The 18,588-nt window shown below is 72.1% G+C and carries 13 protein-coding genes; 6 read left to right on the top strand and 7 right to left on the bottom strand.

The window, feature by feature from the left end; genetic code table 11:
• Window positions 1–27: 27 nt before the first annotated feature.
• Window positions 28–2,214 (bottom strand): DUF6541 family protein, encoded by a 2,187-nt coding sequence (locus AC1DIW_RS14935; protein ID WP_478109113.1) that lies wholly within the window; start codon window positions 2,212–2,214, stop codon window positions 28–30.
• Window positions 2,215–2,238: 24 nt separating this feature from the next.
• Between AC1DIW_RS14935 and AC1DIW_RS14930 the strand changes: the two genes are divergently transcribed.
• Together AC1DIW_RS14930 and AC1DIW_RS14925 are read left to right on the top strand one after the other, a co-directional pair.
• Entirely contained in the window at window positions 2,239–4,104 is a 1,866-nt protein-coding gene (locus AC1DIW_RS14930) for a glycosyltransferase family 2 protein (RefSeq protein ID WP_478109111.1), read from the top strand.
• A gap of 170 nt (window positions 4,105–4,274) precedes the next feature.
• On the top strand, window positions 4,275–6,305 hold the full coding sequence (locus AC1DIW_RS14925; RefSeq protein ID WP_478109109.1) for a SpoIID/LytB domain-containing protein: 2,031 nt from the start codon (window positions 4,275–4,277) through the stop codon (window positions 6,303–6,305).
• A 78-nt stretch (window positions 6,306–6,383) separates the two neighbouring features.
• Here AC1DIW_RS14925 and AC1DIW_RS14920 read toward each other — a convergent pair whose 3' ends face one another.
• From AC1DIW_RS14920 to AC1DIW_RS14910, 3 genes are all read right to left on the bottom strand, one after another.
• The gene (locus AC1DIW_RS14920; RefSeq protein WP_478109107.1) at window positions 6,384–8,291 is read right to left on the bottom strand and encodes an N-acetylmuramoyl-L-alanine amidase; all 1,908 of its coding nucleotides are present in this window, start codon (window positions 8,289–8,291) and stop codon (window positions 6,384–6,386) included.
• A gap of 160 nt (window positions 8,292–8,451) precedes the next feature.
• On the bottom strand, window positions 8,452–9,090 hold the full coding sequence (locus AC1DIW_RS14915) for a CoA transferase subunit B (RefSeq protein WP_478109105.1): 639 nt from the start codon (window positions 9,088–9,090) through the stop codon (window positions 8,452–8,454).
• Between the two features lies 1 nt (window position 9,091).
• Window positions 9,092–9,892, bottom strand: coding sequence for a CoA transferase subunit A (locus tag AC1DIW_RS14910; RefSeq protein ID WP_478109103.1), 801 nt, complete (start codon window positions 9,890–9,892; stop codon window positions 9,092–9,094).
• A gap of 299 nt (window positions 9,893–10,191) precedes the next feature.
• Here AC1DIW_RS14910 and AC1DIW_RS14905 point away from each other — a divergent pair, with 299 nt between their 5' ends.
• Window positions 10,192–12,135: a peptidoglycan-binding domain-containing protein gene (locus tag AC1DIW_RS14905; protein ID WP_478109102.1), complete on the top strand. Its 1,944-nt coding sequence runs from the start codon at window positions 10,192–10,194 to the stop codon at window positions 12,133–12,135.
• A gap of 12 nt (window positions 12,136–12,147) precedes the next feature.
• Here AC1DIW_RS14905 and AC1DIW_RS14900 read toward each other — a convergent pair whose 3' ends face one another.
• Window positions 12,148–12,891 carry a TIGR03089 family protein gene (locus tag AC1DIW_RS14900; protein WP_478109100.1) on the bottom strand — a complete coding sequence of 248 codons (744 nt, stop codon included), beginning with the start codon at window positions 12,889–12,891 and terminating at the stop codon, window positions 12,148–12,150.
• Window positions 12,892–13,040: 149 nt separating this feature from the next.
• Here AC1DIW_RS14900 and AC1DIW_RS14895 point away from each other — a divergent pair, with 149 nt between their 5' ends.
• Both AC1DIW_RS14895 and AC1DIW_RS14890 read left to right on the top strand, forming a co-directional pair.
• Window positions 13,041–15,230 (top strand): glycosyltransferase, encoded by a 2,190-nt coding sequence (locus AC1DIW_RS14895; protein WP_478109098.1) that lies wholly within the window; start codon window positions 13,041–13,043, stop codon window positions 15,228–15,230.
• A gap of 33 nt (window positions 15,231–15,263) precedes the next feature.
• Complete coding sequence (locus AC1DIW_RS14890; RefSeq protein WP_442281150.1) at window positions 15,264–16,232, top strand: lysylphosphatidylglycerol synthase domain-containing protein; 969 nt, start codon at window positions 15,264–15,266, stop codon at window positions 16,230–16,232.
• 27 nt (window positions 16,233–16,259) lie between these two features.
• Here AC1DIW_RS14890 and AC1DIW_RS14885 read toward each other — a convergent pair whose 3' ends face one another.
• Both AC1DIW_RS14885 and AC1DIW_RS14880 read right to left on the bottom strand, forming a co-directional pair.
• Window positions 16,260–16,694 carry a nitroreductase family deazaflavin-dependent oxidoreductase gene (locus AC1DIW_RS14885; RefSeq protein ID WP_442281149.1) on the bottom strand — a complete coding sequence of 145 codons (435 nt, stop codon included), beginning with the start codon at window positions 16,692–16,694 and terminating at the stop codon, window positions 16,260–16,262.
• Window positions 16,695–16,755: 61 nt separating this feature from the next.
• The gene (locus AC1DIW_RS14880; protein ID WP_442281148.1) at window positions 16,756–17,499 is read right to left on the bottom strand and encodes a DUF3105 domain-containing protein; all 744 of its coding nucleotides are present in this window, start codon (window positions 17,497–17,499) and stop codon (window positions 16,756–16,758) included.
• Between the two features lie 125 nt (window positions 17,500–17,624).
• Between AC1DIW_RS14880 and AC1DIW_RS14875 the strand changes: the two genes are divergently transcribed.
• The gene (locus AC1DIW_RS14875) at window positions 17,625–18,551 is read left to right on the top strand and encodes a DNA-3-methyladenine glycosylase family protein (RefSeq protein ID WP_478109095.1); all 927 of its coding nucleotides are present in this window, start codon (window positions 17,625–17,627) and stop codon (window positions 18,549–18,551) included.
• The last annotated feature ends 37 nt before the right edge of the window (window positions 18,552–18,588 follow it).

Below are 18,588 nucleotides of genomic sequence, written 5' to 3'. Positions count from 1 at the left end.
GCTCTCGGGCAGCTGGAAGCGCCCGGCTCAGCTCCAGCCGCAGGCGTGGATGCGGTAGAGCGTGGACTGCCCGCTGCGTGCGACCACCTCGAAGGTGCTCGAGGGCTTGACGGCTGCGACTCCCGACCAGAACCGCACTGACGGTTCGTTGGCGAACTCCATCGGTCCGCTCGTGACGACGTAGCGGGCGTCGAGCTGCTTGGCGTACGCGCAGGCCTGGGGGTCCTGGGCGATGCGGTCCACGTGGAGCGAGAGGTACGAGGCGGCAACACTGGGTGTCGACGCCGTGGAGTACGACACGACGGGGACCCCGCTCAGGGCGTAGATCAGCGGACTGCCGTCCCAGCCGTGGTTGATGATCCGCTGGCCCGCGGGCACGTACCGGCCGAGGGTGGTGAAGAACGCCTGTTCCTGCCGCGTGATCAAGGCGCTGCGGTTGTTGTCGTCGCTGACGGGGAACGTGGTCCGGAGCACCTCGATCCGGGTCTCGCGGTCACCGAGGCCGCTCGCCCACAGGAAGGCCGCGAGGCCGAGGACGACGGCGAGCGCGCTGGCCACCAGCCTGACCGACCGTGCGGGCCGGAGCGCAGGCAGCGAGCTCCCGAGCCTGCGGACGCCGGGACGCAGGGCCGCCATCAAGCGGTCGCAGGCCGTGACCGCCCCCAGCGTCGCGAGCATGATCGAGGTGATGCTGAGGAAGGCCGCGACGCGGTGCCGGTCGTGGTACCAGATGCCGCTCAGGGCGTTGCCCAGCGGATCGGTCGACTGGGTCGAGGCGTAGAGCCCGATCCACACGACGTAGGCCGTGACGAGCCAGTGGCGGCGGGTCCGCATCGCGACGATGACGCCCCCGAGCACCAGGGCGGTGACGGGGATGAAGGCGGTGTTGACCCACGGGGTGGACGTGGCGTTCGTGATCGCCTGGCCCACGGACTGCGGCACCGACTCGCCCGGCGCCCAGACAGCCTGCACCATCTGCTGGACCGCGGCCGTGCGGTAGGCGACGACGGTGGCGAGGGGGGCCACGACGAGGGTGCCGACGGTGCGGATGAGCACGCCGCGCGGCGGCCGGACCCGCAGGAGCAGCCAGTCGACAGCCGTCGTCCCGGCGGCGATGACGAGCATGAGCGCCGCGGAGAAGACGGTGTTGGGGTGCGCGAGGAACATGGTGGGCACGGCCGCCACGAGGAGCACGTAGATCTGTGGGCGGGTCAGCAGAGGGACGCCGGCGCTGTCCGGTCCGGCCAGCGCCAGCGCGGCGGGCGTCCGATCCGACGTCTCGTCCGGTGCCACCTCGGTGGTCGCAACGACGCGCCGACCACCGCCGTTGCCGTCGCCGTTGCCGTTGTCGGACTCGAGGCGCGAGCTCGCCCGCTGGTCGAGCCACTCCAGGACGATGGCGAGCAGTGCGGGGTAGAGCGCGATCGCGAGGATGTTGGGCAGGACGCCGCCCCACGTGAACATGAAGGTCGGGAAGGCCACGAAGCAGGCTGACAGGACGCCGCTCCACAGCGTGACGCTGGTGCGCTGGGTGATCAGCTGGTTGGCGAGGAACACGCAGCCGGCAGCGAACACGGCGAGCATGCCCACATCCATCGCATTGATCGCGAGGGGGACCGACGCGCCCGTGAGCTCCGCGACGGGAACCGTGAAGCCGTGCCAGAGCGAGGGGTAGAACCCCCGGAGGTTCTCGCCAAGGCCGCCGATCTGGGCGAAGTCGAAGGGGTTGACGTTGCCGGTCTCGATGCCCCAGCGCACGTGGCTGGCCTGGTAGGGGATGTCAGGCGCCTGCGGGAACTCGTCGGGAACCGCGACCCCACGGATGTAGCTCAGTGTGGCCAGCAGGAAGCCGCTCCCGATGCCGAGGCACCACACCGCGCCGAGCCCGAGGTCGGGTCGCAGCGGCGCGGCCCCGGCGAGCACGCGGACGACGACGGCGACGACCAGCGCGGCGGCCAGGCTCACCCCGAGCAGGATCGGGCCGTATGCCGCCACGCCCACGCCGTTGAGCAGCTCGGCGAGCGCGACGACGGCACCGGACAGGAGCGGGGCCAGACCGATGGCGGCAGGTAGCCTGAGCCCCATGACGAGCCCGATGATCCCCCCGGGGGCGAAGAGAAGGCCCACGGCCGCGAGGATGGCGGGCATGGCCTCGTGCCAGTTCGTCATGAAGGCGGGGGAGTCTCTCGTGAAGGTCGCGGGTGGTCGCCTCATGCTACAAGCGGTCCGCGAGGCCCGGTGACCGCGGTCCCCGGGGGTGGGCACGGTGACGAGGGCGCGACGTGGACGGTCGTGCAGCGTGGGCTGGTGCCGGACCCGCACGCCCCGGCTGGTGCCGACCCCGTGTACGTGCGCGGGGCGCACCTGCCGGCAGGGCGTCGTGACGTCCTCTCGGTGCCACCGGGGGCGACGCTCGGTCTCGACACGTATGCGGGCGGGTTTCCCGCTCACGGCTGGCACGAGCTGACCGGTCGGCGCCAGGGGCGCTTCCGCGCGCAGCTCGCCGGCCACGGCAGCCTGCGCCTCTTCGGCGTCGGGCCCGGGGGAGGGCGGCGCCTGCTCGACGAGTGGCAGGTCGCCGGCACCAGCCTGACGTGCGAGGCGGCCCTGCGCCTTGACGGTCCGGACGAGTGGGTCTGGGCCGAGCTCACCTCAGGGACCCCGTCGGGGGTGTGCGCCTCGGCGCTCGCGTACGAGGTCGAGGGGCCGGTCCGCACCGTCAGCATCGGCGCGGTCATCACGACCCTCGACCGTCCGGACTTCTGTCTGGCCGTGCTCGCGGCCCTGGCCCGGGTCGATCCGGGTGTGCTCGACCGTGTCGTCGTCGTCGACCACGGCAGCACGCCGGTGAGCCAGTCGGCCGGTTTCGCCGAGGTCGCCGGGCGGCTGGGAGATCGGCTGGAGCTGATCAGCCAACCGAACCTCGGTGGCTCGGGAGGGTTCTCGCGCGGCATGGCCGAGCTGCTCGCCCCCGGGCCTGACGGCTCGGCCGGCGCCATCACCCATGTGCTGCTCCTGGACGACGACATCGTCCTCGACCCCGAGGTCGTCGAGCGCGCCGCGGCCGCGGCGGCACTCGGCCACGACGGGCTGATCGGCGCCCACATGCTCTACTCCAGCGCGCCGACCATGCTGCACTCGACCGGTGAGGTCATCGATCCCCGGGCCTTCATCTGGCGCACCCCTCCGGACGGCGCGGCCCTGGTGGACCTCGGCGATCAGCCCGCGTCCAGCGTCCCCGCGGTTCGCCGCTCACACGTCGTCGACTACTCCGGTTGGTGGATGTGCCTGGTGCCCGCGGACCTCCTGCGGGACTCGGGGCTGAGCATGCCCTTCTTCATCAAGTGGGACGACGTGGAGCTCGGCCTGCGAGCCCGGAAGCTCGGCCGTCGGACCCGGACGCTCCCCGGCATCGGCGTGTGGCACGTCCCCTGGGTCGACAAGGACACCGCGGTCGACTGGCAGGTCTTCTACCTCACCCGCAACCGGCTGGTCACGGCCGCGCTCCACGGCCCTGCGCTACCTCTACGACTGGTCGTCGGCGTCGCCGCGCGAGCCGCCGAGCACACCGTCACGATGGCCTACGGCGCCGCGGACCTCGCACTCGAGGGGCTGAGGGCCTTCAGCGCCGGTCCGGAGGCACTGGTCGCCGAGCAGTCCCGCGGTCTCGGCGCCGTGCGCGAGCGCCAGGAGCGCTTCCTGCGGACGACAGCCGGCGAGCCGGATCGGTCGCGCCCGACCCCCACCCTTCCCGACCAGGGCCCCGGCGCGGCGAGCGCTCCGGAGCGGAGCAGTCTCGGCGGGGCGCTGCTGCGCGCGTTCGTCTGGGCACCGGCCCAGCGGCATACGACCCTCGTCCCCCTTCGGGACGCAGACGTGGCCCGGCTCGGAGGGTTGGACCTGGCGACTATCGTCAGCCCCACCGGCCAACCCCACCCGGCGCGGGTGCGCGACCGGAGGCTGGCACGTCGCCAGCTGTGGGCCATCGGCACCGAGACGGCGCGGGTGCTGGTCCGCTGGCGGCGGCTCCGGGCTGACTACCGGCGGGAGGCCCCCACGATGACCTCACCGCAGGCGTGGGACGGCATGGTGCGCGCGGGCTGACCTCGTCGAGCTCCGGGGAGCGCGCGACCGGGTCGTGCAAGCGTTTCGATGCGTGCCGTATGTCACGATTGAGTCCCAATTGACCCACATGTCGGTAGAGCGTGGAGCGGGTCCGATCCAATGGCCACCACGGGGGGAGGACTGGCCTGCTCCGACGTCGAAGGAGAGTCATGTCAGGTGTCAGGGTCTTCCGCATGGGGGTCGCGGTCGCGATCGCCCTGTTCGTCGGGATGCCTCCCGCCGAGAGTCACGCCGACTCTCTGTCGCTGCCGTCGACGGGCAGCGTGGAGATCAGCGGACGCGGGTTCGGTCACGGGATGGGGATGTCCCAGTGGGGCGCCCAGGGGGCGGCCCTGCAAGGGCTGACGTGGTCACAGATCATCGCCTTCTACTTCCCCGGCACGACCCTCGCGAGCCAGGGCGACCCGGCACTGCGGATCGGCATCACGGCCGACACCGACGGCGCGACCGAGGTGGTCGCGGCCCCGGGGCAGACCCTACGGGTGGGCACCGACGCGGCGACGCCGTTGCCGACCAGCCCGACGACGACGGCCTGGCGCGTGACCCGACGAGGAGCCGGGCTCACCGTCAGCTCCTGGGACCAGACCGGTGCCGCGTGGGTCGAGTACACCCCGCCGGGGTATGCCGCGGGCGCGGCGCTGCCGACTCCGGTCGTCTTCGACAACCCGACCACCCATCGGACGCGGCTCACGCTGCCCGGGGGCGTCCGGCGCGACTACCCCGACGCCATCGGCGCCGCCGTCAACGGCAGCGGGTTGAGCACCTTCAACGGCACGACGTTCGAGCCGTACCTGGTCAGCGTCGTGGGAAGCGAGATGCCGACCTCCTGGCGTGCCGACGCGCTGCGCAGCCAAGCCGTCGCCGCGCGGACGTACGCGGCCTACGAGAAGGCCCACCCGCGGTGGGGCTCCGCGTACGACGTCTGCGACTCGACGTCGTGCCAGGTCTACCGCGGTATCGCCGACTACCGCTCGGACGGCAGCCTCATCAGCGACTACCGCAACGCTGCCGTCAGCGCCGCGACGACCGCCACGGCGGGCATGACGGTGCGCTACGCGGGGGCAGCCGCGCTCACGATGTTCTCCTCCTCGAACGGTGGCTGGACGGTGGCCGGCAGCGTGCCCTACCTCGTCGCGCAGCCGGACCCCTATGACGCGTCGACCTCTGGCTCGACCTGGTCGATCAGCGGGTCGACCGGCTTCCGCACCAAGCTCGAGAGCGCCTACCCGGCCATCGGCTCGCTCCGGAACGTCGTGCTGACCCGGGACGGCCACGGCGAGTGGGGCGGCCGGGTGCTGTCGGCCGACCTCGTCGGGACGTCTGGCACCGCCTCGAAGGTCTCCGGAGAGCGCATCCGCTCCCTGCTCGGCATCCGGTCCAACTGGTTCACCCTGACCGACGTCGACCACCTGCGCCGTGACCTCACCGGCGACGGCCAGCCGGATGTCCTGGGCGTCACGCCGAGCGGCCTGCTCATGCGGCTGCCGGGGAAGGCTCCCGCGGCGGGCGTGGGCTTCGGCTCGGGCACGTCTCTCGGGCCGGGGTGGCAGACCCTCGACATGCTCCAGACGGCGGGAGACCTCGACGGGAACGGCCGCGCCGACATCCTCGGGCGGGTCCGCGCCACCGGGCAGCGGGTGTGCTACCCCCTGTCGGCGGTCGGGACCATCGGCACCCGGGTGCCGGTTCGGGGGGACTGGTCGGCCTTCGGCGAGCTCATCGGGGTCGGCGACCTGACCTCCGACGGCCGGGCCGACTTCATCTCCCGGCGCGACGACGGCCGGCTCATGCTCTTCCAGGGCGACGGCACGTGCGGTGGCTGGACCACGTCGGTGGACCTCGGTCCCGGCTGGAACGCCATGGACGTGATCATCGGCGTCGGTGACGCCGACCGCGACGGGAACGCCGACATCATCGCGCGCGAGCGTGCCACCGGCACCCTGTGGCTCTACACCCGGGACGGCGTCTCCCGGTGGACCTCGCGGGTCGACCTCGGGTGGGGCTGGAACGCGATGACCCAGCTCGTGCCGGTCGGTGACGTCGACGGCCTGGGCGGCGCCGACGTGCTCGCGCGGGACTCGTCGGGGCAGGCCTGGCTCTACCCGGACCTCGGTGGTGGCGTCTGGAAGGGCCGCAGCGCCGTGCCCCTGCCGCCGAGCAGCTACGTGGGTCTCAACTGACCGACGCGCATGCGTGAGGGGGTGCGCCTGGTCGGCGCACCCCCTCTCGGCATTCTGGCGTCTCGGCCCGGGCTGGGCTCAGGCGAAGGTGATCGCTCCGGTGCCGCGGTTCCACCGCAGCACGCCCTTCGTGAAGCTCTGCTGGGCTCCGTAGGACGTCTTGACGACGTCGCCCTTCGGGGTGCCCATGCTGCCGGTGAGGAAGCCTCGCTGCCGGTAGAAGTAGTCCATCCCGCCCTCGGTGTGCACCGTCTGGCCGGTGGCCGTGTTGTAGTAGACGGTGCCGCCCTCGAAGCGCTGCTGCCAGAAACCGTTGACGAGAGACATACGCTCGACAGGCAGTCGCAGCACGCCGTAGGAACCGTTGGCCGTGTAGACCCAGTAGCCGCGGATGGCGCCCTCGGTGAACGTGCCCACGCTCGAACGGGTCATCGTCAGGGTCTTGCCCTTGTCCAGCTCGACGTACCACCCGGCCGGTGTGGACACCTCGTCGGTCCACGGGTAGCCGCCCCAGTTCGTCCAGCCGAGCTGGCGCCACATGCCGTCGAGACCCGGGCCCATCCAGCGCACGCCGAACCGCGGCGTCGTGTAGAAGCGTGCCCCGCCGGAGGCGACCGTCTCGTTCATGCCGGCGCCGACGGCCGTCTCCGCCATCCACACCGGCCCCCACTTCGGCGCACCGCCGGTGCTGGCGTAGCGCGAGTAGAGCGGGCTCGAGGTGTAGGAGATCAGCTGTGACACCCGGGTGCGCAGGCTGGGCAGGAGCGCGTACAGGTTGGTGCCCGGGCACTCGGTGAAGTTCACGTCCCGGTGCCCGATGATCATCGGCAGGGTGTAGGTGCCGACGTTCGGGTAGCGCGTCGTCGCGGCCCCGCCGTGCCACTGGGTCGTGCCGGTGCCGTTGCGGTAGACCCCGCTGAGACGCCAGGCGATGACGCGGGCCAGGATGTCCATGCCGGCCGCGGTCGGCGTCGCCGTCATGTAGTTGCCGAGCATGGAGACGCCGAAGCTGTCCTCGTTGAAGCCGAGGGCGTGGGCCCCCTGCACCGCCACGTTGAGTCCGCCGTAGCGGCCCTCGAAGGCCTGGCCGTACTTGTCGACGATGACGTTGTAGCCGATGTCGCACCACCCCTGGACCTTGGTGTGGTAGGCGTAGATCGATCGCACGATGGCGGCGGAGTCGGCCGCGGTGTAGTTGTTCGAGCCGGCATCGTGGTGCACGACGACGCCGTTGACGGTCCGGCCGACGGTCGGGATGCAGCCGTTCCGCAGGGACTCGTCGGCCCCCCACTGGGCGCGGGTGCGGATGACGGGCTTGCTGGTCAGGGCCACCGCGCTGCCTGCAGGCGCGACGCTGGGCGCGTCAGCCGGCGAGGCGCCGGGGTCGATCTCGTCGATCCGGGCGTGCGCCAGTCGTGCGTCGCCCGCAGGGAAGCGGAGCTGGACGGTCGTGGCGTCACCGATCCACATCGGGTCGGTGGCGTGGCGCCCCGACGTGCGACCCCCGGAGTCGACCATCATGGTGTCGGCGACGGGGGTCCAGGACGACCAGGTGCCGTCCTTCTGCTGGGTCCGCCAGGCAACGGCCAGCACACTGCCGGGCGCGACGTCGGCGGGCCACGAGAGCCCGACGAGCTTGCCGTGGACGGGGATGTCGACCGTCTGGTCCGCGATGCCGAGCGGCGCTGCGGGTGCAGCGGGTGCCGCAGCCCGGGCGGCAGTGCGCGGAGCCGCCGAGGGCGACGCGGCAGCCGGAGCAGCCGACTTGGCCGGCGTGGCGGAGCCGGTGACCTGGGCCGCGCGAGCCCGCAGCTCGGCGTCCGGTGCGGCGGCTCGGGCGTGCGGCCGCAGGACGGACAGGTCCGTGCTCGAGACCGCCGTCTTGACGGGGTGCGGGCTCGGTGCGGCGTCCGCACCTGCGCCGCCGAGTGCGGGGGCGAGCGTCACGGTGCTCGCCACCAGCAGGCCGCAGGTGCTGCGCGCCATCCAGACGCGGGGTTTGAAGGTCGATTTCGTACGGGTTTTATCGGTCATATCGCCAGATCCATTCGCGTCAGGAAACGTGACCGATGCTACATATGGGATCAAAGTGGCGAAAGTCGAAAGTGGGACAATAAGCCGTATTGGCCAACCTGTGATGTGGCGTTTACCCCAGGTCGACCAGGAGGTCGGGCTCGGTGCGCTCGCGCACCTGCTCCTCGCTGACCCCGGGTGCGAGCTCGCGCAGCACCAAACCGGCCGGCGTGACGTCGAGGACGCACAGGTCGGTGATGATGCGCTGCACGACGCCGCGGCCGGTGTAGGGCAGCGAGCACTCCTTGACGATCTTGTAGGAGCCATCCCGGGCGTTGTGCTCCATGAGCACGATGACCTTCTTGGCGCCGTGGACGAGGTCCATCGCGCCGCCCATGCCCTTGACCATCTTGCCGGGGATCATCCAGTTGGCGATGTCGCCGCCCTGGCTGACCTGCATGGCGCCGAGGATGGCGGCGTCGACCTTGCCGCCGCGGATCATCCCGAAGCTCGTGGCGGAGTCGAAGAAGGCGGCACCCTTGCGCAGGGTGACGGTCTCCTTGCCGGCGTTGATGAGGTCGGGGTCCTCGTCGCCGTCGAGGGGGTAGGCGCCGACGCCGAGGATGCCGTTCTCCGACTGGAGCACGATCTCGACGTCGTCGGGCACGTAGTTGGGCACCAGGGTAGGCAGCCCGATGCCGAGGTTGACGTAGGCGCCGTCACTCAGCTCGGCGGCGGCGCGGGCGGCCATCTGCTCACGGGTCAGTGCCATCTCAGGCCTCCTGCTCGGTCTGGGTCGAGGCGACGCGCGGACGGACGGTGCGGCGCTCGATGCGCTTGTCCGAGGCCTGCTCGGGGGTCAGCGGCAGCACCCGCTGGACGAAGATGCCCGGCAGGTGGATCTGGTCGGGGTCGAGCTCACCCGGCTCGACGAGCTCCTCGACCTCGGCGACCGTGACGCGACCGGCCATGGCACAGAGCGGGTTGAAGTTGCGGGCGGACTGGTTGAAGACGAGGTTGCCGTGGCGGTCACCCTTCGCTGCCCGCACGAGGCCGAAGTCCGTCGTGATGGCCTGTTCGAGGACGAACGTCTTGGTCTCGCCCATCCACTCGAAGTCCTGGGTCTGCTTGGGCGGGGAGGCGACCGCGATGTTGCCGGCGTCGTCGTAGCGCCAGGGGAGCCCGCCGTCGGCGATCTGGGTGCCGACACCCGTCATCGTGAAGAAGGCGCCGATGCCGGAGCCGCCGGCGCGCAGCCGCTCGGCCAGGGTGCCCTGCGGCGTCAGCTCGACCTCGAGCTCACCGGAGAGGTACTGCCGCTCGAACTCCTTGTTCTCACCGACGTAGGAGCTGATCATCCGACGGATCCGCTTGTCCCGCAGCAGGATGCCGAGTCCCCAGTCGTCGACGCCACAGTTGTTCGAGACGGCCTCGAGACGAGTGAGGCCGGCGTCGTGGATGGCTGCGATGAGAACGGAGGGGATGCCGCAGAGGCCGAAACCGCCGACCGAGAGCGACATTCCGTCGCTGATCCCGGCGATGGCCTCCTGGGGGGTGGAGACGACTTTGTCCATGGCCGGACTCTATCCACGTAGGTGGCCGGGGGTGGCGTGGGGTCGCCCCACACGACGAGCCCGACGTGTGGTCGCCGAGCACGTATGCCGGCCGGCCGGCATACGTGCTCGGCGCCGGCTTGGAGGAGCAGACGTCATGCAGACGAATGACAGCGGTGTCATTCTCGGCGGATGAGAAGAACAGGCGTGTAATTCGTTGGAACGCCTTGTGATGGCTGTGACTGGAGTGCATAAATGGGGCGGCAGTAAACCCTTTTTGACCCAGAATCAACCCCTCCCGGCCTGACAAGAGGTTCACCATGGCCCTGCGCCGACGCCCGCTGTGGCTGGCCGTCGCACTCCCTGTGCTCACGGTGCCCCTGTGCGTGTCCTCCGCAGCAGCGGTCCAGGCCCCGCCGACCCGGCCGTTGCCCGGCGGCCTCGACGTCTACGTGCCCTACCAGGCCCAGACGATCTGCGACCCGGTGCCGCGTCCCGGCGTCGTGGCCTTCGCCCGGCTGATGACCTCGCACTACGGGATGGGCTCGCTAGGCCTGATGGGTCGCACCTGCGGCCACGACGTCTCGGAGCACTACGACGGCCGGGCGTGGGACTGGATGCTCAACGTCAAGAACCCGTCGCAGGAAGCCGTCGCGCAGTCCGTGCTGACGTGGCTCACGGCACCGGACAAGAGCGGCGTCAAGGGCGCCATGGCCCGCCGCTTCGGGATCATGTACATCATCCACAACAAGAAGATGTGGCGGTCCTACGCCCCGGAGCGCGGGTGGGCCCCCTACTCCGGCTCGTCGCCGCACACCGACCACATCCACTTCAGCTTCAACTACGACGGCGCGGCCGGTCGCACGTCGTGGTGGACGGGCGTCCCGACGCGCAGCTACCTCACCTCCCTGCCGCCGGCAGGCGCGACCCTCCCGACGACCCCGCCGAAGCCCCCCACCACGTCCACGACCCCGGTGCCGCGCAAGCCCGGCGCGCTCTCGCCGGGCATGCGGTCCGAGGCGGTGCGCCAGCTGCAGGCGCGCCTCGGCAACCTGCCCACCACCGGCTTCTTCGGGGACCAGACCAGGGCCAGGGTCATCGCCTACCAGGCGTTCGTGGGCCTGCCGCGGACCGGAGCCGCCGACCTGACCACGCAGGCGGTCCTCGCGTCTCGCGGCTGGAGGAGCGTCACGGCCGCCTACCCGACCCTGCGGCTCGGCACGACCTCGACCGCCGTCCGGACATTGCAGGCGAAGCTCGGTGCGCTGCCGACGACGGGCTTCTACGGGAACCAGACGACCGCGCGGGTCAAGGCCTACCAGAGGTTCGTCGGGCTGCCGCAGACCGGCGTCGCCGACCCGGTCACGCAGGCCCGGTTGTGGGTACGCGGCTGGACCGGCGCGACAGGGGCCCCGGCGCACGCGCCCGCGCCCGCACCGAAGACCTATCCGACCCTGCGGCTCGGGATGACCTCGGCCGCCGTCAGGACGTTGCAGGCGAAGCTCGGTGCGCTGCCGACGACGGGCTTCTACGGGAACCTGACGACGGCGCGGGTCAAGGCCTACCAGAAGTTCGCGGGCCTCCCGCAGACCGGTGTGGCCGACTCCAGGACCCAGCTGAACCTCTTCGCCCACGGTTGGTCGGCCACGGCCAGGACGGTGGCGCTCCTGAGCCCGCCGCAGCCGGATCCCCTTGACAGCACAGCAATGCCGATGGTTCCGACGGTGGTCACCGCGGACCTGCGCACCACGACAACCGGGAGGAGTTCTGCCATGACTGTCTACGCCAGCATGTCGTCACGCACCAGCGCCGGGGTTGCCAGCGTCGACGTCGGCACGAGCTACACCGCCTACAAGAGCCTGACGCTGGCGACCGGGTCGCGCGGCGCTGCCGTGCGGGTGCTGCAGCGAGCCCTCGGCGGCCTAGCCGTCGACGGCGTCTTCGGGACGGTGACCCGCGACAAGGTCGTCTCCCTCCAGCGCTCGCTGGCCCTGCCACAGACGGGCGTCGTGACGGCTGACCTCTGGGACGTTCTCGAGGCGCGCGACTTCCCGTTCGTGGCCGACCGGTCGACGGTGCTGCGCGCGGGGGACACCGGCCCGCAGGTCATGGCGGTGCAGCGGCTGCTCGGGGTGAACCAGACGGGTGTCTTCGACCTCGCGACACGTGAAGCCGTCAAGGTGGCGCAGGCGCGTGCCGGGCTGGCGAGCACCGGCGTGGTGGCGTCCCGCACGTGGTCGCTCTTCGACCGGCTGTCCGCCTGAGTCCCTTGTCCCTCAGGCGTTCTCGCGTGCGTCGACGCTGACGCCCTCGGCGGCGAGACGGTCGCCCAGATCGCCGCGCCCACCGCGCACGAGCACGATCGAGCCGTCGGCCGCCCAGGCGGCCAGCGCCTGGCGCAGCACCTCCTCGAGGCCGCCCGCGAGGGCGACGCGAGGCGACGGGCCCCAGTCGGCGACCGCCGCGACGAGAGCCCCGTATGCCGTGTCGGCCCCACCCGCGGCCAGAGCGACGTCGTCCGGCTCGGCGTCGGACATCGGGGAGAAGAGGTCACCGTGGGTGGACAGCTCGCGTGCCTCGTCGACGGCGCCCGGCGCGTCGCCGGCCTCAGGGTGGCTGCGGGCGAGCGCGGGAAGCGAGACGAGGACGGCGTCGCCGCCGTGGCCGGCGGCCGCAGCGGGGGAGTCGGTGACGAGGACGTCGGCCCCCGTGGCTGCGTCGCCGACGACGACGGTGGCACCGACCGACCACGTCGCCAGGGCCCAGTAGAGCGAGCGCCAGTGCGCGGGAAGGTCGAGGCCGACCGTCGTGCCGGGGCCCGCCGAGGCGTCGTCCTGGAGGAGGTTCGCGGCCTTGGACACCCAGTTGGCGAGGACGCGCGCGCTCAGCTCGATGCGCTCACCCTCGGTGGGCCCGGGGAGGTCGTCGTACCACGTGAGGCGCGGCCGCCCCGGGTCGGACGCCACCATCCGCACCAGCACGTCGCGGGGCGGGACCGTCGTCATGCCGTCCGTCGTCATGCGCCCCAGCGTAAAGGGGGCACCGGCGTCCACAGCATGCGCCGGCACGCGTCGAGACGCGTCGACACCCGTCGGCACGCCCCCCGACACGCGAGGGCGGGACGACAGCACGCCCAGCGGCATACTCCGGGAACTAGAGTCGGAGCACCATGACGGATGCGTTGCCACAGGGCTCCCCGGTGCGGGGCCACCGGTCCGCCGGGACTGCCGGAGCCTCCCGCCACCTCGAGCGCGCGGCCGGGACGGACGACTCGACGGGATCGGCCGCGCTGCGCATCGCCATCGTCGGTCCGACCCACCCGCACAAGGGCGGGGTCGCGGCACACACGACGATGCTGGCCCACCACCTGGTGGAGGCCGGGCACGACGTGACGCTGGTCTCGTGGGCGCACCTCTACCCCTCAGGGCTGCACCACGCGGACGCGTCGGTGCCCGACGGCCAGCCGGAGGTGCCCCCCTTCCCGCGGACGATCCGCGCGCTCAGCTGGGCTCGCCCCGACACCTGGGTGCGCGCCGGACGGCGCCTGCGCGAGGTCGACGCCATCCTCGTCGTCCACGTGATGCCCGCGGTCGTCCCTGCGCATCTCGTGCTGCTCCGGGCCGCCGGCGCGGTGCCGGGCGCGCCCGGCCCTCGACCGCAGTCGGTGGTCGTGTGCCACAACGTCCTCCCGCACGAGTCGCACGTCGGCGACGCCCGCCTCATGTCGATGCTCTTCGCGCGGGTCGACTCGGTCCTCGTGCACGGCGCGGACCAGGCGCGGGTGGCGCACGACCTCGGCGCCCGTCGGGTGTCCGTGGCCGAGCTGCCCCCGCACCTTCCCGGCGGGGACCCCGTCGCGCGGGGCCAACGGCCCGGTCCCACCCGGTTGCTCGCTCTCGGACTCATCCGCGAGCACAAGGGGATCGACGTCCTCCTGCGCGCCATGCGGTCGGTCCCCGACGTGACGCTGACCGTCGCCGGTGCGATCTGGGGCGCCAACCGCGACGTCATCACCGACCTCGCGGCCGACCCTGCACTCGCGGGCCGGGTGGAGATCCGCGAGGGCTACGTGCCCGCCGATGCGCTGGCCGCGCTGCTCGCCGACCACGACGTCCTCGCCCTGCCCTACCGGTCGGCGACGGCGTCGCAGAACGTCATCCTCGGCCACGCGCACGGTCTGCCGGTGCTCGCCTCCGACATCGCGCCGTTCTCGCAGCAGGTGGTCGACGGCGTCAACGGGCTGCTCGTCCCGCCCGAGGACGAGCGCGCCCTGGCGGGCGCGCTGCGCCGGCTCAACGACCCTGAGGTGCGGCGCCGACTCGCCGAAGGGGTCCAGACGCCGGACCTGTCGGGACCGTGGGCGCACTACCTCGGCACGCTCGAGGCCTTGTCCGTCGACGAGAACGTGCTGCTCGGCGCCGCCGCCGGGTGGCCGTATGCCGCCGTCTCCGGCCCGCTCCACGGGGACGGTCCCGAGGACGACCTCGACGACGACCTCAACGACGACCTCGACGACGACCTCGACGACGACCTCGACGACGACCTCGACGGCGACCCGGACTCCGCGTCGCCGGGCGGCGGCCGGGTGGGGAACCCGGTGGGGGCGCCGGGGGCGGTCGCCCGCGGCCGACGTCTCGTCTCGGGCGCGGCCCGCCGCGTCGCCGGCCGGGCCCGGCGCACGGCCACGCGGGCCGTCGCCGCTCGCCGTCCGCTCGTCTCCCTGCGCCCCGACGACCTCCCCGAGTGGGTGCTCGCCACCGACGTGCTCGGCGAGCCGGACGAGGCCGACGACGCCCGTCGGCTCTCGCGCATCCTCGGCCTGCCACGGTCGCTCGACAGCGTCTCGGCCTGGGCCGCTCTCGGGGCGCTGGCGGCGATCCTGCGCGTGCGCGACGACGGCCGGCGCAGTGCGGTCATCGTCGACGAGGGCGGCACGCGGTCCCTGCTGTCACGGTGGGCCAGGGCCGTCGGTTTCGCGCCCGTGGAGATCGACTTCACCGGCTCCCACCCGAGCGTGGCGGCGCTCGACGTCGACACCGGCTCCCTCGACGTCATCGTGCGGATCCACCCCACCGGCTGCGACGCCGACGACGTCGACCACGTGCTCGAGCAGGCGTCGTGGGCGCTCCGCTCCGGCGGACTGCTCGTCGTCACGATCCCGATCGGGCCGCGCGCGGCCGAGGGCGCGGTCGGCCCGGCAGACGTGCGCGGCATCCTCGCGCGGGCCCACGACCTCGGTTTCGTGCTCGTGGGGGACCTCGACGGGGACGTCAACGCGCGGATGCGGGATGCGGCGTCACGTGCGCGCGCCGACGACGCGGCATACGGCCTCGTCCGGCTGACCCTGCGGCGGCGCTGAGCACCCCCGTGCCCCTGCGATGATGGTGCGGACATGACGCGCAAAAAGATCCTCACCGTCCTTCGCGTGGCCATCGCGCTCATCACGCTCGCTGCCGTCGTCTATGCGATTGTCCACAACTGGGCCGAGGTCTCGGTCCACCTCGACCAGATCTCGTGGTCGACGTTCCTCTGGTCGACGCTGGCCGCCGCCGTCGGCACCTGGCTGACGATGATCGGGTGGAAGACGCTGCTGCGCGATCTCGGCTCCGACCTGCACCTGGCGCCCGCGTCCGGCGTCTACTTCGTCGGGCAGCTGGGCAAGTACCTCCCCGGATCGCTGTGGTCGGTGCTCGTGCAGGCCGACATCGCGAGCCACCTCAAGGTGCCGCGCCGGCGCACCGCGGTGACCGGGCTGCTCGCACTCGGCCTGTCCCTGCTGACCGGCCTGCTCGTGGGGCTGCCGGCGGCGTCCTTCCTCCTGCGCAGCGACTCGTCCGGCTTCGACTGGTGGCTGCTGCTCGGCATCCCGATCCTCGTCGTGCTGTGCGTCCCGCAGCTGCTCAACGCCATCATCGACCGGACGCTGCGCCTGCTGAAGCGCGAGCCGCTCGAGCACAGCCTGTCTGCCGGTGCGGTCCTGCGAGCGGTCGTGATCTTCATCTCCGTGTGGGTCGCCTTCGGGGTGCACACGCTGCTGCTCGCCCGCGCGGTGGCCGGCGACGGCGCCCACCCCGACCTCACGACCGCAGCCATGACGGGCTATGCGCTGTCGGTCTCCCTCGGCATGCTCACGGTCGTCCTGCCGGCGGGGCTCGGCGCGCGAGAGGGGCTGCTGACGATCATCCTTGCGACGGCGATGCCGACACCGGCGGCGGCAGCCGCGGTCGCGATCATGTCGCGCTTCATCGTCACCATCGTCGACGTCGTGGCGGCGCTGGGGGGCTGGCTCTACGCCCGCGCGCACCACCTCGTCACCGAGCACCACGCCGCCGACGAGCGCGAGCGCGGCATCAGCGTCTGACCCCTCCGCGCCCGGTGGGGACCCGCGCTACCGACGCTCGAGGACGAAGACGGGGATGAGCCGGTCGGTCTTCGTCTGGTAGCCCGCGTAGGAGGGGAAGGCGCTGACGCACCGCTCCCACCACTGCTCGCGCTCCTCGCCCTCGAGCTCACGGGCGTGGACGGGGAACGTCTCGGTGCCCGCCTGGAGCTCGATGTCGGGGTGAGCGAGCAGGTTGTGGTACCAGTTCGGGTGAGCCGGGGCTCCGCCCTGGCTCGCGACCGCGGCGAAGGCCCCGTCGTGCTCGACCCGCATCAGGGGGACCTTGCGGATGGCGCCCGTCTTGGCGCCACGCATCGTCAGCATGACCACGGGCAGGCCCATGATGTCGACGGAGTCGGTCGTGCCGGTGCGCTCGATCGTCTCGACCTGCTTGCGCACCCAGTCGCTGGGGCTGGGGACGTACTCGCCGGTGATAGCCATGCGGGCAGGCTAACCCGGCAGGGCGCGAAAGCCCCAGCGGGAGGGGGGCGCCCAGGCGGGCTCAGGCGGCGCCGGGCTCGGGTGCCGAGCTCCACGGGTGGTTCTTGACGAAGTCCTCGACGACCGTGGTGTTGAGGCCGCCGCAGAGCTGGCGGTGGCCCATCTGGGTCCCGACCTTGCCGGTGGCCTGGTCGACGTCGGCCGACCAGTGCGACAGGGCGTACTTCTTGCCGGCGGGGAAGGCGCCGTAGGAGGGGTCCCACGGGCTGATGAGGAACTTGTTGGCAGACTCCTTCATGGCGTTGACCTTCGTCGCGAGCGCCTGGAACGCGCCGGCCTGCTCCTTCTCGACGGAGCGGTCGTACCAGAGGATGGTGTAGCCGTGCTCGAGGTTGTGCACGAGGGTCTCGATGCGAGGCGCGTCGGCGACGGTGTAGACGCGGCGCGAGTCGACGGCGGGGACCACGAAGTGCTTGCCGCTCGAGGGCGGGACCGTGGAGTACTGGATCTTGGTGACGCCCGCCTGGTTGGTGCCGGGCCCGACGTGGTCGCTCGACCCGCTGGCGGGGTCGTTCGTCACGGCGTCGCACGAGGCAGCGGCGATGTCACCGTTGATGTTGGCCAGGGCCTCGTTCTTCTTGTTCTGCTCACCGATGATCGCCCAGGCGACGGCGGCGGCGATGATGGCGACGACGGCGACGCAGGCACCGATGACGACGAAGAGCCGACGACGTTCGGCCCTCTTCTGGGCCGCCTGCATCTCGGCGACGCGCTCGCGGCGGTCCCGGCTCGTCTCGCGGGCCATCGTTCCTCGTTCCTGTCGGTCCGTCGGCAGCGCCGGGGGACCCCGTGGGGGCTGGTGTGAGCTGGTCGCCGTCCGGTCCGGATGTCGCCCGTTCAACAACCGTGCCGAGTGTAGGCGAGGATGGTGTGGTGCCTGAATCGTCGACCCGTCGCTGGCGCAGCGGCCGCGAGATCGCGCTCCGCGCCCAGCTCGGGGTCTTCCGCCGGGGCTCGGGCGACCCGACGTCGCGGTTCGGACGGGACGGCACGGCGACACGGGCGGTCCAGACGCCAGAGGGCGTCGGCACGCTGCATCTCGTGTGCCGTCCCGGCGACTCGGAGGTGCACGCCCAGGCATGGGGGCCGGGTGCCTCGTGGCTGCTCGAGTCGGTGCCGACGCTGCTCGGCGACGAGGACGACCCCTCGGGGTTCCAGCCCCACCACGACGTCGTCGCCGAGGCGTGGCGTCGCTTCTCCCACTGGCGAGTGCCGCGTTCGGGCCTCGTGCTCGACGCGCTCGCCCCCGCCGTCATCGAGCAGAAGGTGACGGGCCAGGAGGCGTTCGCCGGCTACCGGGTGCTCGTCCGCCGTTTCGGGGCGCCGGCACCGGGGCCGTTCCCGGGGCTCATGGCCCCGCCGACGGCGGCCGGCTGGGCGGCGGTCCCGTCCTGGGCGTGGTTGCAGGCGTCGGTCGACGGCGCGCGCTCGCGGACCGTCGTGCGAGCCGCGGGGTATGCCGGCCGGCTCGAGGAGGGTGCGTCCGTGTCGGTCGCCGAGGCGCACCGTCGACTGCGCGCCCTTCCCGGCGTCGGGGTGTGGACCGCGGCGGAGGTCGCCCAGCGCGCGCTCGGCGACCCGGACTCCGTCTCGTTCGGCGACTACCACGTGGCCAAGGACATCGGCTGGGCCCTGACCGGCACCCCGGTCGACGACGACGGGCTTGCCGAGCTGCTCGAGCCCTACCGTGGCCACCGCTACCGCGTGCAGCACCTGCTCGGTCTCGCGGGCCATCATCGTCCGCGGCGCGGGCCGAGGATGGCGCCGCGGACCCACCTGCCGACGCGCACCCGCTGAACGTCGCCGGAGCTCTGTGGCCGCCGGTGGTCTGACG

This window comes from Terrabacter sp. 01T434 (genome assembly GCF_056398545.1).
Note: the sequence above shows the minus strand (reverse complement) of the source record. Positions and strands in the feature narration are given on the sequence as shown.

Coding starts and splice junctions, on each gene's coding strand:
- AC1DIW_RS14890 (WP_442281150.1), top strand. CDS start 15,264: ATGACGCGCAAAAAGATCCTCACCGTCCTTCGCGTGGCCATCGCGCTC.
- AC1DIW_RS14910 (WP_478109103.1), bottom strand. CDS start 9,892: ATGGACAAAGTCGTCTCCACCCCCCAGGAGGCCATCGCCGGGATCAGC.
- AC1DIW_RS14915 (WP_478109105.1), bottom strand. CDS start 9,090: ATGGCACTGACCCGTGAGCAGATGGCCGCCCGCGCCGCCGCCGAGCTG.
- AC1DIW_RS14925 (WP_478109109.1), top strand. CDS start 4,275: ATGTCAGGTGTCAGGGTCTTCCGCATGGGGGTCGCGGTCGCGATCGCC.
- AC1DIW_RS14880 (WP_442281148.1), bottom strand. CDS start 17,499: ATGGCCCGCGAGACGAGCCGGGACCGCCGCGAGCGCGTCGCCGAGATG.
- AC1DIW_RS14920 (WP_478109107.1), bottom strand. CDS start 8,291: ATGGCGCGCAGCACCTGCGGCCTGCTGGTGGCGAGCACCGTGACGCTC.
- AC1DIW_RS14905 (WP_478109102.1), top strand. CDS start 10,192: ATGGCCCTGCGCCGACGCCCGCTGTGGCTGGCCGTCGCACTCCCTGTG.
- AC1DIW_RS14935 (WP_478109113.1), bottom strand. CDS start 2,214: ATGAGGCGACCACCCGCGACCTTCACGAGAGACTCCCCCGCCTTCATG.
- AC1DIW_RS14885 (WP_442281149.1), bottom strand. CDS start 16,694: ATGGCTATCACCGGCGAGTACGTCCCCAGCCCCAGCGACTGGGTGCGC.
- AC1DIW_RS14895 (WP_478109098.1), top strand. CDS start 13,041: ATGACGGATGCGTTGCCACAGGGCTCCCCGGTGCGGGGCCACCGGTCC.
- AC1DIW_RS14900 (WP_478109100.1), bottom strand. CDS start 12,891: ATGACGACGGACGGCATGACGACGGTCCCGCCCCGCGACGTGCTGGTG.